The sequence below is a fragment of the Anaerospora sp. genome, assembly GCF_032013335.1.
In the GTDB taxonomy this organism is placed as follows: domain Bacteria; phylum Bacillota; class Negativicutes; order Sporomusales; family DSM-15969; genus Anaerospora.
On the sequence record NZ_DALZUO010000012.1, the window covers coordinates 18511 to 32786 of the forward strand.

Below are 14276 nucleotides of genomic sequence, written 5' to 3' on the forward strand. Positions count from 1 at the left end.
TAACATGGGGATATTTGATAGAGTTATACTCACAATATATACGTTTGTCCTTGCTTTTTTGTCATTAGGCGTAGTTTTAATGGGACTTCGCCTTATTCCTTTAGAATTAGTGTGGACAACCCTCTATTATATTTACGGACAATGGGAAGCGGCCCTGGCAGGAGCACTTTTCTTATTAATCAGTGTTCGATTGTTGTTGGCCGGATCACGTTCCCGGACTGCGAAAGATACATTAGTTCATCACAATCCAATGGGCGATGTGCATATATCGATTGATGCTATTGAAAATCTTGTCAGCAAAGCAGTTCGCCATGCTAAAGGTGTGCGGGGAGTAAAAGTGGTTGTAGGACAATCAGCACAAGGACTTACCGTAGATGTGAAGGCAATTGTCAGCCCCGAAAGCAATGTTCCTGCAGTTACCGCAGAAGTACAGCAGCGTATTCATGAGCATATTAAACATACAATTGGTGTAGAGATAGCTGATGTTAGAATCTTAGTGGAAAATATCTCTAATGATTTTAAAACAAAACATCGAGTTGAATAGAGGTGGCATTATGAATAACCAACTCTTAATGGAAATATGGCAGCATCATGGCGGTAAATTAATGGGTGCATTATTTGGTTTTGTTTTTGGAATCCTGGTATTGCATTTTGGTTTCTTTAAAACGGTTTTTATTGTATTTTGTGTTGGAGCTGGCTATGTAGTTGGCAAACGGATTGATGAAAAAGAAGATATTATGGATATTTTAGATAAATTATTACCGCCAAGTTACCACCGGTAACGGAAAGAGGGAATTATGAGTCGTAGAAAAGCCCGGGAAGTTGCAGTACAAGCTTTATTTCAATTGGATTTTAATCAGATTACTACAGAGACGGCGATGGAAGCCGTTTTGGATGAACATGCCGGTTTAAGTGAAGGCGCCAAGCAATACGCTCAGAAGCTTGTTACTGGGACGCAGCAAAGTCTTGGCGAAATTGATAGGATCATTGCATCAGCCGCTACGGAGTGGAAGCTCGATCGTATGGCGGCAGTGGATCGAAATATAGCCCGCGTTGCTATATATGAAATGAAATTTGGTGAAGAGCAGCTACCACCGAATGTTGCTATTAACGAGGCGGTAGAAGTGGCGAAAACCTTTGGATCGGAAGATTCGAGCCGCTTTATCAACGGTATTCTTGGTTCATTAGTTAAGAAAAAGAGTCAATGACGAACTATTACCTAGGCATTGATACTAGCTGCTACACTACTTCAATTGCTATCCTGGATCAAGAAGGCAATTTATCTCAAGACTATCGCAAATTACTGACAGTCAAGCCAGGTGGAAGAGGTCTTGCACAATCTGAAATGGTTTTCCAGCATACACGGAACTTACCGGGCCTCTTAGAGCAGGCTGTTGCCGAGCTGCCTGCTTCTTATCAGTTTGCCGGTATTGGAGTTTCCACTCAACCCCGGCCGTCGGCTGATTCGTATATGCCAGCCTTTTTAGTTGGACACAATTATGCCCGTGTGCTTGGAACCGCTTTAAAAACGCCGGTTCATCCAATTAGTCATCAAGAAAATCATATATATGCCGGACTTTGGTCATCCGCCGGACCGCTGGCTGATGATTTTTTGGCGTTACATCTATCGGGAGGTACAACTGAAATTGTACTAGTCCGTAATTCTCATATGAAACCACAACTAACGATTCTGGGTGAAAGCCGCGATTTACATGCCGGGCAATTTGTCGACCGTGTTGGAGTCGCTTTAGGACTTGCTTTTCCCGCCGGACCTCATTTAGAAAAGCTTGCTTGTACCGGCAGAGAGCAGGCAAGTGTAATTCCGGTTGCGGTAGAGGGCTTGCAAGTTAGTTTCTCCGGGCCCGAATCACATGCACAACGGCTTATTAGTAAAGGGGAAGCTGCTTCAGCAGTAGCTGCCGGAGTTGAAAAATGTATCGCCGAATCAATTGTTCGATTAATTGGACAAGCTGTTACAGTGACGCAATTGCAGCAAGTACTCATTGTAGGCGGTGTGACGGCGAATTTATTTATTCGCAGCTACCTGCAAGAAAAGTTAGGCAAGAAACAAATTCAACTGTATATTCCCCAACCAGCATATAGCTCGGATAATGCAGTAGGTGCTGCATATTTTGCCTTACAGCAGCAGTAGCAGTTCGTTTTGTGTTTGCATATTATACATAAATGCAAATACCGGAGGTGACTGCCATGCTGCTGTATACCCTTATTGGCGCAGCAATTGGAGTTATAGTTGGTCATCTAGTACCACCGGGACATGTTTTCTGGTTTGTGGTGGGCACCATTAGCGGTTACTCAGCACTACGCTACTTTGGTCGTCGATATTAGCTGTGTACTAGGGGCTTTTTTAACAGCCTCTATTTTTTTTTTTGCATTTAGTATATCATAAGATTATAACTGTCAAATTAAGGTGAATTTATGCAGATTTTCTCTATAGGTGATGTTACCCGTTACATAAAACATATTTTAGACAAGGATCGTACCCTAAATTCAATTTATGTACGTGGCGAGATATCTAATTTTAAACGCCATTATTCCGGGCATTGTTATTTTACATTGAAAGATAGCGATGCTACGATTAAGACGGTGATGTTTCGCAGCAGAAGTCAGCTATTAAAGTTTGAGCCGCGGGACGGCATGAAGGTAGTTGTCGGAGGCACTGTTACTGTATTTGAACGTGATGGTCAATATCAACTATACGCTGATCATATGGTTCCTGAAGGAGTCGGTGAACTGAGTCTGGCCTATGAGCAGCTAAAAGAAAAACTGACTGCTGAAGGGCTATTTGCTCAAACGAGAAAAAAATCTCTTCCTGTATTGCCCCGTGCCGTTGGGATTATAACTTCCCCTACAGGAGCTGCCGTGCGCGATATTATTACGGTGGCCAAGCGTCGCCATCCTTCAATCGCGTTAGTCCTCTTTCCTGTACAAGTGCAGGGGGGAGAAGCTCCAGGTCAAATAGTTGATGCACTGCAGGTATTTAATGAGTATAATCAGGTAGATGTAATCATTGTTGGTCGCGGCGGCGGATCCTTGGAAGAACTATGGGCCTTTAATGATGAAAAGGTAGTTCGGGCAATTGCAGCCTCAAAAATTCCGGTTGTATCAGCAGTTGGACATGAAACGGATTTTACGCTAGCTGATTTTGTTGCTGATTTGAGGGCTGCAACACCTTCTCAGGCAGCGGAGATTGTTGTACCGGATATATATGAATTGAGCAGGTATGTACGAACCTTAGAAAATCTAATGGGCACTCACATCCAGGCAATCGTCAAGGAAAAACGGCGAAGCGTTTTAGAGCTCAGACAAAGCACGGCCTTACAGCGGCCCATGGATTTACTTGCTGCTAAGCAACAGCAGGTGGATTTATTGCAGCAGCGTCTCATTCAAATTACAGAGCTGCAGCTAACGGCTAAAAAACATGCCTTTTCTATTCAGGCAGAAAAGCTGGCAATGCTCAATCCTTTGTCCGTACTGGCCAGAGGATATAGTATAACACGTACAAAAGAAGGACAAGTTGTCTCCGACGCTAGCCAGGTTGAACCGGATCAAGAAATTGAAATCTTATTATCCCAGGGAATACTGAGTGCCCGAGTTTGTGCAGCTAAGGAGGCTTAATGGTCATGAATGATAAAATAAACAACATAAATGATACTAGTGACGTATGTTTTGAAGAAGCTCTTGGAAAATTAGAAGTAATTGTAAAACTCTTGGAAAAAGGTGAGTTAAAGCTAGAAGATTCTTTAGATAAGTTTGCCCAAGGGGTAGCGCTTTCTCAGCTTTGTCTTGCTAAATTAACAGTAGCAGAAAAGAAAATCGATAAGATATTACAAAAAGAGCAGGGGATACTTGTTGAAAAGCCGCTGCTTTTTAACGAGGAGAAAAGCAAATGCTAAAACAGTATTGTAGTGAAAAAGCAGCTCTTGTCGACTGTGCCTTGCGGCAGGCAGTCCCTGCCGAGCATGCATATGCCCATGTGCTGTTTGATTCTATGCGTTATAGTCTTTTTGCCGGTGGTAAAAGACTTCGTCCCATATTATTAATGGCTGCTGCCGATGCGGTAGGAGCGGCCGGCAGCAGCTATTTGCCTGCAGCCTGCAGCCTGGAAATGATCCACACATATTCTTTAATTCATGATGATCTGCCCGCAATGGATGACGACGATTATCGCCGTGGAAAGCCGACGAATCATATCGTATATGGTGAGGGAATGGCAATTTTAGCTGGAGATGCCTTACTGACTGCTGCTTTCGAGGTTTGTTTATCTCAGCCGGATGTTCAGCCTGCAGTTTTGCTGGACGTAGTGAAAGAAATCGCAATAGCTGCGGGGGCCACAGGTATGGTTGGCGGTCAGGCAGTGGACTTATTGTCAGAAGGAAAGACGTTAGATGCCCAGACGCTTCAATATATGCATCAGGCTAAAACCGGTGCATTGTTCCGGGCTGCAATTCGTTCAGGCGCAATATTGGCAGGCGCATCTGCCACTCAGCTTGCCCAGTTAACAGTATATGCTGAACAATTTGGGTTGGCTTTTCAGATTACAGATGATATCTTAGATGTGGTTGGCAATCAGGAACTAATCGGTAAGCCTGTAGGCAGTGACATTCGAAACCATAAAGCCACTTATGTGACGCTATATTCGCTCGAGGGAGCGAAAAAATTAGCTGATCAGGCAGTAGAGAAAGCTTTGCTTAGTTTACAGGATTTTGGTTCAGAAGCAGATATATTAAGGGATTTAGTAAGACACTTGCTTAATCGCGACAGTTGAGGTGTACTTCGTGGCAGAATTCTGGGCAGCTATTGGTAAAAACATCATTCTTATGACTGCATTTACAGCTTGGGCAACCGCCCAAATATTAAAGACGATTACTGCTTTTTGGAAACACGAAAAATTTAAGGCAGAACGTTTAGTGGGCGCCGGAGGAATGCCGAGCTCTCATACCTCGTTGGTGGTCAGCCTGGCATCGGCTATTGGTTTTCATGATGGAGTTGATTCTCCCTTATTCGCAGTAGCTGTAATTTTGGCTAGTATTGTTATGTATGATGCAGCAGGCGTCCGCCGTGCAGCAGGCAAACAGGCGAAAGTCCTGAATAAGCTGATGCAGGAATTAAAGGCGGAACATACGGTTCATGATACTCGATTAAAGGAATTACTTGGACATACTCCGCTCGAAGTTTTAGCTGGAGCCGTACTTGGCTTTTTTATCGCCTATTTGTTTAGTTTATATTATAAATAAGGTATCAGTATATATGATGCTTGATTGGAAAGAGGGGAGCCCATTTGGTCACTGTGCTGGAAAATATTGAGCAGCCGCAAGACTTAAAAAAACTATCCTTCTCTCAATTAGAGAAATTAGCCACTGAAATTCGAAGTTTAATTATTCAGACGATCGCCAAGAACGGTGGTCATCTAGCACCTAATTTAGGAGTCGTTGAACTCACGTTAGCACTGCATAAAGTTTTTGATAGTCCACAGGATAAATTCATCTGGGATGTGGGACATCAAGCCTACATCCATAAAATACTTACAGGCCGGCGATTAAGCTTTAGCTCGATTCGTCAACTAAATGGAATTAGCGGATTCCCCAAACGAAATGAAAGTAAGCATGATGCCTTCGGAACGGGGCATTCGAGCACATCGCTTTCAGCAGCGCTTGGTCTGGCTTTGGCCAGAGATTTGTCAGGTCAGAAAAGTCATGTACTTGCCATTATTGGAGATGGTTCCTTAACTGGTGGTCAGGCCTTTGAGGCCTTGAATCATACAGGCCATTTAGGGACACGTATGACTGTTATTTTAAATGACAATGAAATGTCGATTGCAAAGAATGTAGGTGCCCTTTCGGAATATTTGTCTAAAATGCGTACGACATCAACCTATTCGAAAGTGAAACATGATATTGAATATTTGCTGCGCCGTATACCGGCAATTGGAGATAGTGTTGCCAAAACTGCGGAAAGAGTCAAGGATAGCTTAAAATACCTGCTTGTACCTGGTGTATTTTTCGAAGAATTAGGTTTTACTTATCTCGGACCAATTGATGGACATAATATCGGCTCGTTAGTTGAGGTACTGCAGCAGACGAAAAATATCGATGGGCCTGTGCTCATTCATGTAATTACCCAAAAAGGGAAAGGCTACAAACCGGCTGAGTGTAATGCTGCTCAATTTCATGGTGTTGGTCCATTTTGTGTTGAAACGGGAGCAATAAACAAAACGCCTGGCAATCCAACCTATACTTCTGTCTTTGGTGATGTCCTGCTTAAGCTCGCAGCGGATGATCCTGATATTGTTGCTATAACGGCTGCTATGCCGGAAGGTACTGGCTTAAAAAAATTCGCAAGTCATTATCCTGATCGCTTTTGGGACGTAGGAATTGCAGAGCAGCATGCAGTAACGATGGCGGCTGGTTTAGCTGCCGCAGGTAAAAAACCGGTAGTTGCTCTGTATTCAACTTTCTTACAGCGAGCGTACGATCAGGTTCTGCATGATGTCAGCCTTCAGAAGCTGCCGGTTATCTTTGCTTTGGACCGAGCAGGAATTGTTGGCGAAGATGGTCCTACGCACCACGGTGTTTTTGATTTTTCTTATTTACGCCACATCCCCAACATCGTTGTTATGGCCCCAAAAGACGAAGGAGAGCTTCGCAATATGTTTGCAACAGCAGTTCAAGCTAATGCACCTGTTGCAATCCGTTATCCCCGCGGGAGCGGCACCGGAGCTGATATAACTAAGGATCCACAAGTGCTGCCTATAGGAAAAGCAGAAGAGTTGATCAAGGAAGGATCTATTGCACTGCTTGCTATTGGGGCAATGGTTGAACCCTGTATGCAGGCCGCTCAGTTATTAGCGCAAAAAGGAACGTTTTGCCGGGTTATTAACGCCCGTTTTCTCAAGCCGCTCGATGGAGAGTTAATCCGTCGCTTAGCGCGTGAAACAGGCAGTATTGTTACAGTAGAAGACAATAATTTGTCGGGCGGTTTCGGCTCGGCAGTGCTTGAATATATTAATTCAAATAATCTTAACTGGGTAAAAGTTCTCAGAATTGGCTGGCCAGATCAATTTATCGAACAGGGTTCTCGAAAAGAATTGTTAGATAAATATCGAATGACGCCGGAAGGCATTGCCGAATCTGTTCAATCTTTTAGCCAGCAGTTTGGAGCGCGTTAATGAAAGAACGATTGGATGTTTTGCTTGTCAGCCGGGGGCTGGTTCCAAGCCGTGAGCGAGCGAAAGCTAGTATTATGGCTGGGTTGGTTGATGTTGATAATCAAAAAATTGATAAATCTGGCACGCTGGTATCTGTTACCGCTGATATTGTTGTTCGCGGTGACAGTATAGGCTACGTAAGCCGTGGCGGACTAAAACTAAAAAAAGCACTTTCCAGTTTTTCAATTGATCTACAAGGAAAAGTTATGGCTGATATTGGTGCATCAACTGGCGGATTTACCGATTGTGCTCTGCAGAATGGAGCTAAACGTGTATATGCAATTGACGTCGGCTATGGTCAGTTAGCTTGGTCTCTGCGGACAGATGATCGCGTTGTTAACATGGAACGAACAAATATCCGCAATGTAACTGTAGCGTCGCTGGGAGAGTCTGTGGACTTTATTTCAATTGATGTTGCATTTATTTCTTTAACTAAGGTACTGCCGGTTGTGAAGGAAATACTTGCGCCTGGCGGCACTGTGGTTGCCCTTATTAAACCTCAATTCGAAGCTGGCCGGGAAAAGGTGGGCAAAAAAGGGGTCGTAAAAGACCCGTTAGTACATAAAAGCGTAATAAAAAAAGTTCTGGATGAGTCTCAAGAACTCGGTCTTTATCCAATTAATCTAACTTTTTCGCCGGTGAAAGGACCAGAAGGCAATATTGAATACTTAGCTTTATTGACTAATCAGCTAAGTGAAAAGACAATATCGCATAACGATATTGAAGAAATTGTGGAAGCATCACATTCCCAACTTATAGGATAGGGGAGAACTGCTGTGCAAATAATCGGAATATATCCTAACCCGAAGAAGGCAGCTGTTAGTACCGTCTTGAAGATGGTTATCGAGCATTGTGCAAAATATGCAATACAAGTACTAATGCCGCAGGATGAAGCCAATGAACTGCAATATCCTGAGTTTGCTTGTAATCGGAAACTCATGCCTGAAAAGATTTCTTTAGCTCTTACGTTAGGCGGCGATGGAACATTATTAAATGTTGCAAAAGAAGTCGCTCCAGCCGGTATTCCTGTATGTGGTATTAATCTAGGGCAGCTTGGCTTTTTAACTCATATTGAGGTATCGAAACTTCAGGCTGGATTAGATCAATTATTTGCTGGAGCTTATCGCATTGAAGAGCGCCTAATGTTAGAAACTGTGATTATCCGTAACAAGGAAACAATCCAATTACCTCCCGCCCTAAATGATGTTGTTGTTACAAAAGGGGGATTCTCCCGCCTTATTCGCTTAAATTTGTATATTGATAATCAATTTACAGAAACATATCCCGCAGATGGATTAATTGTTGCTACATCAACTGGTTCAACAGGGTACTCTTTATCTGCCGGAGGACCAATCATCAGTCCGAATTTAAAAGTGACAGTCATAACACCGATTTGTCCTCATTCGCTGAATTTGCGATCGCTTATCATTTCCGAAGAAGAAGAAGTAAAAATCAGCTTTCAGGCAACAACACATGATGATGTGGCATTAACAGTTGATGGACAGAAGGTATATAGTTTAATGGCTGATGATAATATTCTTGTGCGCCGCTCTGCTTTGCGGGCAAAGCTAGTCCGTTTTCTGGAAAGTGGTTTTTATGAAACTCTTCATAGCAAGTTGCGGAGAGAAGATTAGCATGAATTTCGCAGGAGCACTAAAAATGGCGCATCAAATCCTTTTCATGCGCCTGCCCCATGCGCATTGCATTGTAGATGCAACTGCCGGGAATGGTAAGGATACCCTATTTTTGGCCAAGCATGCGAGGAGCGATGCACGCGTTTGGGCTTTTGATATACAAGAAGAGGCAATTATAAAAACTAAGCAATTGCTTCTCGACAATCAATACCAAAATAAAGTAAAGTGTATTTTAGATAGCCATTGTAACATAGATCACTACATCAAAGAAAAAGTAGATATTGTAACATTTAACTTGGGCTATTTGCCGGGCTCGAGTCACACCATAACAACCAGCGCCGAGACAACCATACAGGCAATCAATAAAAGTATTCAACTGTTGAATGGAAATGGTATCATTACAATAGTAGCTTATCCGGGACATATGTCAGGTAAAGCGGAGAACAACGAGCTTTTAGCGCAATTAAGTAAATTGCCGCAAGCGGAGTTTAATGTAGGCTGTTGGCAAATGCTCAATCAAGTGAACGAACCGCCTGTTTTGTATATAGTGGAAAAAAAGAGGGGTGAAGTGCGTGAAGGCTTTGCGTCACGCGAAGATTAAAGAGTTAGTAGAACATCACGTAGTAGAAACGCAGGAAGAATTAGCTGAAGCACTCCGAAAAGATGGTATAGAAGTTACGCAAGCCACCGTTTCCCGCGATATCAAAGAGTTAATGCTAATCAAGGTCCCTACAGGGGAAGGGCGTTACCGGTATGCTGCGCCGCCCGAACAAAATCTCATTTTTTCTCAATCGCGGATGGAACGAATTTTCCAGGACTCTATTGTAGGAATGGACTATAGCCAGAATATTGTTGTACTAAGAACATTACCCGGTGCAGCGAATGCTGTGGCGTCAACAATTGATCATGTTCGCTGGCCGGAAATAATGGGAACAGTTGCAGGTGACGATACGATTTTTATCGTTGTAAAGCCACCCGAAGCAGCTCCTCAGGTATTAGCAAAATTTCATCGGTTATTGCAATAGGGTTGGGTTAACCTTAAAGGAGAAATTTGTCATGCTAAAGTCATTACAAGTTGTCAACTTTGCGTTAATTGAGCAGGTACATATTGATTTTGTTACCGGCCTCAATATTTTGACAGGTGAAACTGGTGCTGGAAAATCAATTCTGATTGACGCAATTAATGTCGTTCTTGGCGGCAGATCGTCAGTTGATGCAATTCGTACGGGCTGTGACTTCTTTCGCGTTGAAGTTGTTTTTGATGTAAGTGCTAATAATGCTGTAAAAGCCCTTCTGGAAAAACAAAGCATTATTTTAGAAGAAGATACGCTGATTATCAGCAGGCGAGTGAATAGGAACGGGAAAAATACTATAATTATTAACGGATGTCAAACTCCGCTAATGGTTCTGCGACAATTTGGTGAACTGCTTGTCGACATGCATGGACAACATGAGAATCAGGCTTTGCTTCGTTCAGGCGCGCATATGGAACTGCTTGATGCTTTCGATATTCGCATTGGTGCCGAGCTTGAAAAATATCGGCAAATATATCAACAGTGGCTTCGTACAACAGCGGAACTCGGCCGATTAAATTCTCATTCCCGCGATCGTGAGCAGCGAATCGATGTGCTTACTTGGCAAACGCAGGAAATAGCTGCAGCCAATCTCAGGGCAGGTGAAGAGGAGGATGTGGAAGCCGAAGTCAGTGTTCTGGGAAATGCTGAGAGAATTTCCAAATCGGCTCAACATGCTCATGCGCTTCTAAACCAAGGTGTTAAAGGCAATTCTGGTATAATAGCAGCACTAATAGATGTAAAAAAAGAAATAGAAACAGTTGTCCGTTATGATTCCAGATTAAGTGCTTCATTAGTCATGATCCAGGAAGCTTTTTATCAATTGGATGAAGTTGCCATGGAAATTAGCAGTTATTGTGATAATTTTGATTTTAATCCGCAACGTTTAGCTAAATTGCAAGATCGTCTTGATATTATTTATAAGTTGAAAAAAAAGTATGGCGCATCCATTGAAGAAATTTTACAGTATTATCAGCAGGCTCTTGATGAATTGGCATTAATTGATAATTCTAGTGAAAAAATAGCTGCCCTTACTAATCAAAAAAATCAGCAGCAAAAACAATTAGAAATGGCGGCGAATGCACTCAATCAATTGCGATGTGAGTCTGCTGAGAAATTATCTCAGGAAATTTGCTACCATCTGACTGATTTAGGAATTCCAAATGCCCGGTTGATTTTTGATATCACGACAACGGACGAATACACATTTTCAGGTAATAACCAAGTGGTGATGCTTTTTTCCGCAAATCTTGGTGAAGAGTTGAAACCTTTACATAAGATTGCATCTGGTGGTGAACTATCCCGAATTGCGCTTGCGATCAAGACTGTATGCGCTAAGCGCGATGATATTGATGTCATGATCTTCGATGAGATTGATGCCGGTATTGGTGGACAAACTGCACAGATGGTTGCTGAAAAAGTAGCTTTAGTTGCCTGCAATAAGCAGGTACTATGTATTACGCATTTGCCTCAGATGGCATGCATGGCTGATGGTCACTATTACATCACGAAGGTTACGGAAGGTGAGCGGACCTATACAACAGTCCGTAGTTTATCTGAAGATGAGCAAATTATGGAAATTACCCGCATGATTACAGGAAAAAGCATCACAGCAATTGCCTTGGAAAATACATCTCAGTTAGTTGCAATGGCTAAAGAAAAAAAAGAAATATGGAAAAATAAAGCGCAAGCGTGAGCTTGCGCTTTATTTTTGCTTAAAATCAACCTTAACAGCTTTATTTGACAATCTATGCTAATAACTCCGGAATAATCCGCTTTTTTTTCGGGAATCTTTAATTTATGACCAAAAGCAGCCGATAGAAAAAGGGTTAAATTAGTAAACAAAGGGAGTGATGGCAAAAATATGAAAGGCATTTGCCGGCGATCTATAGTAGGCCTATTCATTGCATCTCTCATCGTTGCCTTTGCTTTTTCTCCTCAATTCCGTCATATTTATGGCCTTCCCCCGCATATGCGCGTAATTGAAGGTGAAACTGCATTGTTTACAGTCAACTTTCCGCTTACTGTTACCGTAAATGATGGAAAAAATGAAGCCGTTCGTCTGCAATCGCCTCTTTCCGTTTTTTCTCTTTCCCGACCCGTGTCTTTAGAATCAGTCAATCGTGGCACGGCTACGGTTGATTTTAAGCTGTTAGGATTAATACCGGTACGAACCGTTGAAGTGGATGTATTGCCATCACTTAAAATTGTTCCCGGTGGCCACTCGATTGGTGTGGTGCTTCATTCTCAAGGAGTCATCGTTGTTGGCATCTCTCCCGTATTGAACACAAAGGACCAATATGTCACTCCAGCCAAAGATAGCGGCATAGTAGTTGGCGATGTTATGCTTAGTATCAATGGCAATCCCGTTCAAAGTGATGCACAGGTAGCTGAGCTTATTGATGAGAGTGGAAAAAACAACCAACCTATTGATGTATTAATTAAACGTGGTGACAATCGCTTGCATGTCAGTTTAACACCTGTTTTATGTAAAGATACAAAGCGTTACCGTATTGGCTTATTCGTTCGTGACAGTGCAGCCGGTGTTGGTACATTAACATTTTTTGAACCTCAATCGCAAAATTACGGAGCATTGGGGCATGTTATTACCGATAGCGATACAAATCAGCCAATTGATTGCAATCAAGGCAAAATTGTTTTAGCTACAGTATCAGGCATTCAACATGGAAAAAGAGGACAACCTGGCGAGAAAATAGGTGTTTTTATTGAAGAAAGCCAATTACTAGGTGATATTAAGAAAAATACCCCTTTTGGAATTTATGGCAACTTAAACACTCCAGTTGAAAACAATTTATATCCTGAAGCTTTGCCAGTTGCATCAATGAGCCAAGTGCAAACAGGAGCGGCGGAAATACTTACCGTCGTAGATGGCCAAACAATTGAAAAATTTTCGATTGAAATACAAAAAATCAATTATCAAGAGGCTCCAGAAGGAAAAGGATTAGTTATCAAAGTTACTGATCCCCGATTGCTTGATAAAACAGGCGGAATAGTGCAGGGAATGAGCGGTAGTCCTATTATTCAAAATGGACGTGTGATTGGTGCCGTAACGCATGTATTTGTTCATGATCCAACGCGCGGTTATGGCGTTTTTATTGATTGGATGCTGATGGAAAGCGGGCTTATTCCACCCAAAAATAAACAGACTGCTTATAAACTATTTAGTTATAAAGACGATTTTTATTTACAGGCTTCTTGATAGAGTAGATAATAAGAGAGATCATTATCCACTAATACAAAAGTGGAATAATGATCTTTTTTGATTATAAATTACTAAAAAACAAGCATTCTGGAAGTTAATTATATAAATGGAAGAAATTTGGATTTTTTTCCAATAAAGGAAGGAATTGACGTAACTTTGTCGAATTTATAAAAATGTAAAACGATGCAGGGAGGATGTTCAAGTGCTCAAAGAACGAATCAAAGTGGCGTTTGCGGATGATAATAAAGAGTTTTCCGAAATCATGAATGAGTATCTCAGCCAGCAGCCTGATATTGAAGTAGTAGGTGTTGCCTACAATGGCGAGCAAATCATATCGATCATTGATGAAAAAAAGCCGGATGTCGTTATTCTTGATATTATTATGCCACATCTTGATGGCATTGGTGTATTAGAGCGAATTAATACTACCGGTGGTAAGCGCCCTAAAATTATTATGCTGACCGCTTTCGGTCAAGAAACAATCACACAGCGTGTTGTTGAATTAGGTGCAGATTATTATGTGTTGAAGCCGTTTAATATGGAAGTACTGGTTAGCCGTATCAGGCAGCTTGCCGGTATGATTACTACTCAGCGCCCGCAGGTAACTGCGCAAGCAATCAAAGCAAAATCTGTTGACGTTGAAGTAACCAATATTATTCGGGAAATTGGTATTCCTGCTCATATTAAAGGTTATCAATATTTGCGGGATGCCATCATGATGATTATATCTGAAATTGAACTGCTTGGTGCCGTTACTAAAGTTTTATATCCTATGATTGCCGAAAAATACTCTACTACTCCCAGCCGTGTGGAAAGAGCAATTCGTCATGCGATTGAAGTTGCCTGGAACAGAGGGAATATCGATATGATTAATCGTTTGTTCGGCTACACGGTAAAACTGGAAAAAGGCAAACCGACAAATTCAGAGTTTATGGCAATGATCGCCGATAGACTGCGTATGGAAATGCGCGCTTAATATTTGATAGTTAAGGCTGCCTGAATGATAGGCAGCCTTAATTTATGAAGAGATTTCGTCGTTACGGCTTGATGAAATAAGGCGTTACGAAGGTGTATTTTACAGATAAGCTGTAAAATACAGATAAAAAGTTCAAAACTTTGTT

General features: G+C 42.0%; 17 protein-coding genes. All 17 read left to right on the top strand.

All coding sequences use genetic code 11. The annotated features are described in order from the left end of the window. The first annotated feature begins 4 nt into the window (after positions 1 to 4). Positions 5 to 544 (top strand): alkaline shock response membrane anchor protein AmaP, encoded by a 540-nt coding sequence (gene amaP, locus RTR76_RS11315; RefSeq protein WP_312520710.1) that lies wholly within the window; start codon positions 5 to 7, stop codon positions 542 to 544. A 10-nt stretch (positions 545 to 554) separates the two neighbouring features. Continuing rightward, positions 555 to 782: a DUF2273 domain-containing protein gene (locus RTR76_RS11320; RefSeq protein WP_312520712.1), complete on the top strand. Its 228-nt coding sequence runs from the start codon at positions 555 to 557 to the stop codon at positions 780 to 782. Between the two features lie 15 nt (positions 783 to 797). Continuing rightward, a complete protein-coding gene (gene nusB, locus RTR76_RS11325; RefSeq protein ID WP_312520713.1) occupies positions 798 to 1208 on the top strand; it encodes a transcription antitermination factor NusB in 411 nt (136 codons plus the stop codon). After that, on the top strand, positions 1205 to 2152 hold the full coding sequence (locus RTR76_RS11330) for an O-sialoglycoprotein endopeptidase (RefSeq protein WP_312520715.1): 948 nt from the start codon (positions 1205 to 1207) through the stop codon (positions 2150 to 2152). Before nusB ends, RTR76_RS11330 begins: the two co-directional genes overlap by 4 nt. A 56-nt stretch (positions 2153 to 2208) precedes the next feature. Continuing rightward, positions 2209 to 2346, top strand: a complete 138-nt coding sequence (locus RTR76_RS11335) for a hypothetical protein (RefSeq protein ID WP_312520716.1) — start codon at positions 2209 to 2211, stop codon at positions 2344 to 2346. A 90-nt stretch (positions 2347 to 2436) separates the two neighbouring features. Next, positions 2437 to 3636: an exodeoxyribonuclease VII large subunit gene (gene xseA, locus RTR76_RS11340; RefSeq protein ID WP_312520718.1), complete on the top strand. Its 1200-nt coding sequence runs from the start codon at positions 2437 to 2439 to the stop codon at positions 3634 to 3636. A 5-nt stretch (positions 3637 to 3641) separates the two neighbouring features. After that, positions 3642 to 3914 carry an exodeoxyribonuclease VII small subunit gene (xseB, locus tag RTR76_RS11345; protein ID WP_312520720.1) on the top strand — a complete coding sequence of 91 codons (273 nt, stop codon included), beginning with the start codon at positions 3642 to 3644 and terminating at the stop codon, positions 3912 to 3914. Continuing rightward, positions 3908 to 4786: a farnesyl diphosphate synthase gene (locus RTR76_RS11350; RefSeq protein ID WP_312520721.1), complete on the top strand. Its 879-nt coding sequence runs from the start codon at positions 3908 to 3910 to the stop codon at positions 4784 to 4786. Before xseB ends, RTR76_RS11350 begins: the two co-directional genes overlap by 7 nt. A 10-nt stretch (positions 4787 to 4796) precedes the next feature. Then, the gene (locus RTR76_RS11355) at positions 4797 to 5255 is read left to right on the top strand and encodes a divergent PAP2 family protein (protein ID WP_312520723.1); all 459 of its coding nucleotides are present in this window, start codon (positions 4797 to 4799) and stop codon (positions 5253 to 5255) included. A gap of 44 nt (positions 5256 to 5299) precedes the next feature. Then, the gene (gene dxs / locus RTR76_RS11360) at positions 5300 to 7186 is read left to right on the top strand and encodes a 1-deoxy-D-xylulose-5-phosphate synthase (protein ID WP_312520725.1); all 1887 of its coding nucleotides are present in this window, start codon (positions 5300 to 5302) and stop codon (positions 7184 to 7186) included. Further along, positions 7186 to 7989: a TlyA family RNA methyltransferase gene (locus tag RTR76_RS11365; RefSeq protein ID WP_312520727.1), complete on the top strand. Its 804-nt coding sequence runs from the start codon at positions 7186 to 7188 to the stop codon at positions 7987 to 7989. The genes dxs and RTR76_RS11365 overlap by 1 nt, the downstream gene beginning before the upstream one ends. A gap of 12 nt (positions 7990 to 8001) precedes the next feature. Then, on the top strand, positions 8002 to 8859 hold the full coding sequence (locus RTR76_RS11370) for an NAD(+)/NADH kinase (RefSeq protein WP_312520729.1): 858 nt from the start codon (positions 8002 to 8004) through the stop codon (positions 8857 to 8859). A 25-nt stretch (positions 8860 to 8884) separates the two neighbouring features. Next, positions 8885 to 9460, top strand: a complete 576-nt coding sequence (locus tag RTR76_RS11375; RefSeq protein WP_312520732.1) for a class I SAM-dependent methyltransferase — start codon at positions 8885 to 8887, stop codon at positions 9458 to 9460. Continuing rightward, positions 9432 to 9884 (top strand): arginine repressor, encoded by a 453-nt coding sequence (gene argR / locus RTR76_RS11380; protein ID WP_312520734.1) that lies wholly within the window; start codon positions 9432 to 9434, stop codon positions 9882 to 9884. Before RTR76_RS11375 ends, argR begins: the two co-directional genes overlap by 29 nt. Positions 9885 to 9915: 31 nt before the next feature. Then, positions 9916 to 11628, top strand: coding sequence for a DNA repair protein RecN (gene recN, locus RTR76_RS11385; RefSeq protein ID WP_312520736.1), 1713 nt, complete (start codon positions 9916 to 9918; stop codon positions 11626 to 11628). Between the two features lie 168 nt (positions 11629 to 11796). Then, complete coding sequence (gene spoIVB, locus RTR76_RS11390) at positions 11797 to 13152, top strand: SpoIVB peptidase (RefSeq protein WP_312520738.1); 1356 nt, start codon at positions 11797 to 11799, stop codon at positions 13150 to 13152. Positions 13153 to 13357: 205 nt separating this feature from the next. Then, positions 13358 to 14131, top strand: coding sequence for a sporulation transcription factor Spo0A (gene spo0A, locus RTR76_RS11395; RefSeq protein WP_312520740.1), 774 nt, complete (start codon positions 13358 to 13360; stop codon positions 14129 to 14131). The last annotated feature ends 145 nt before the right edge of the window (positions 14132 to 14276 follow it).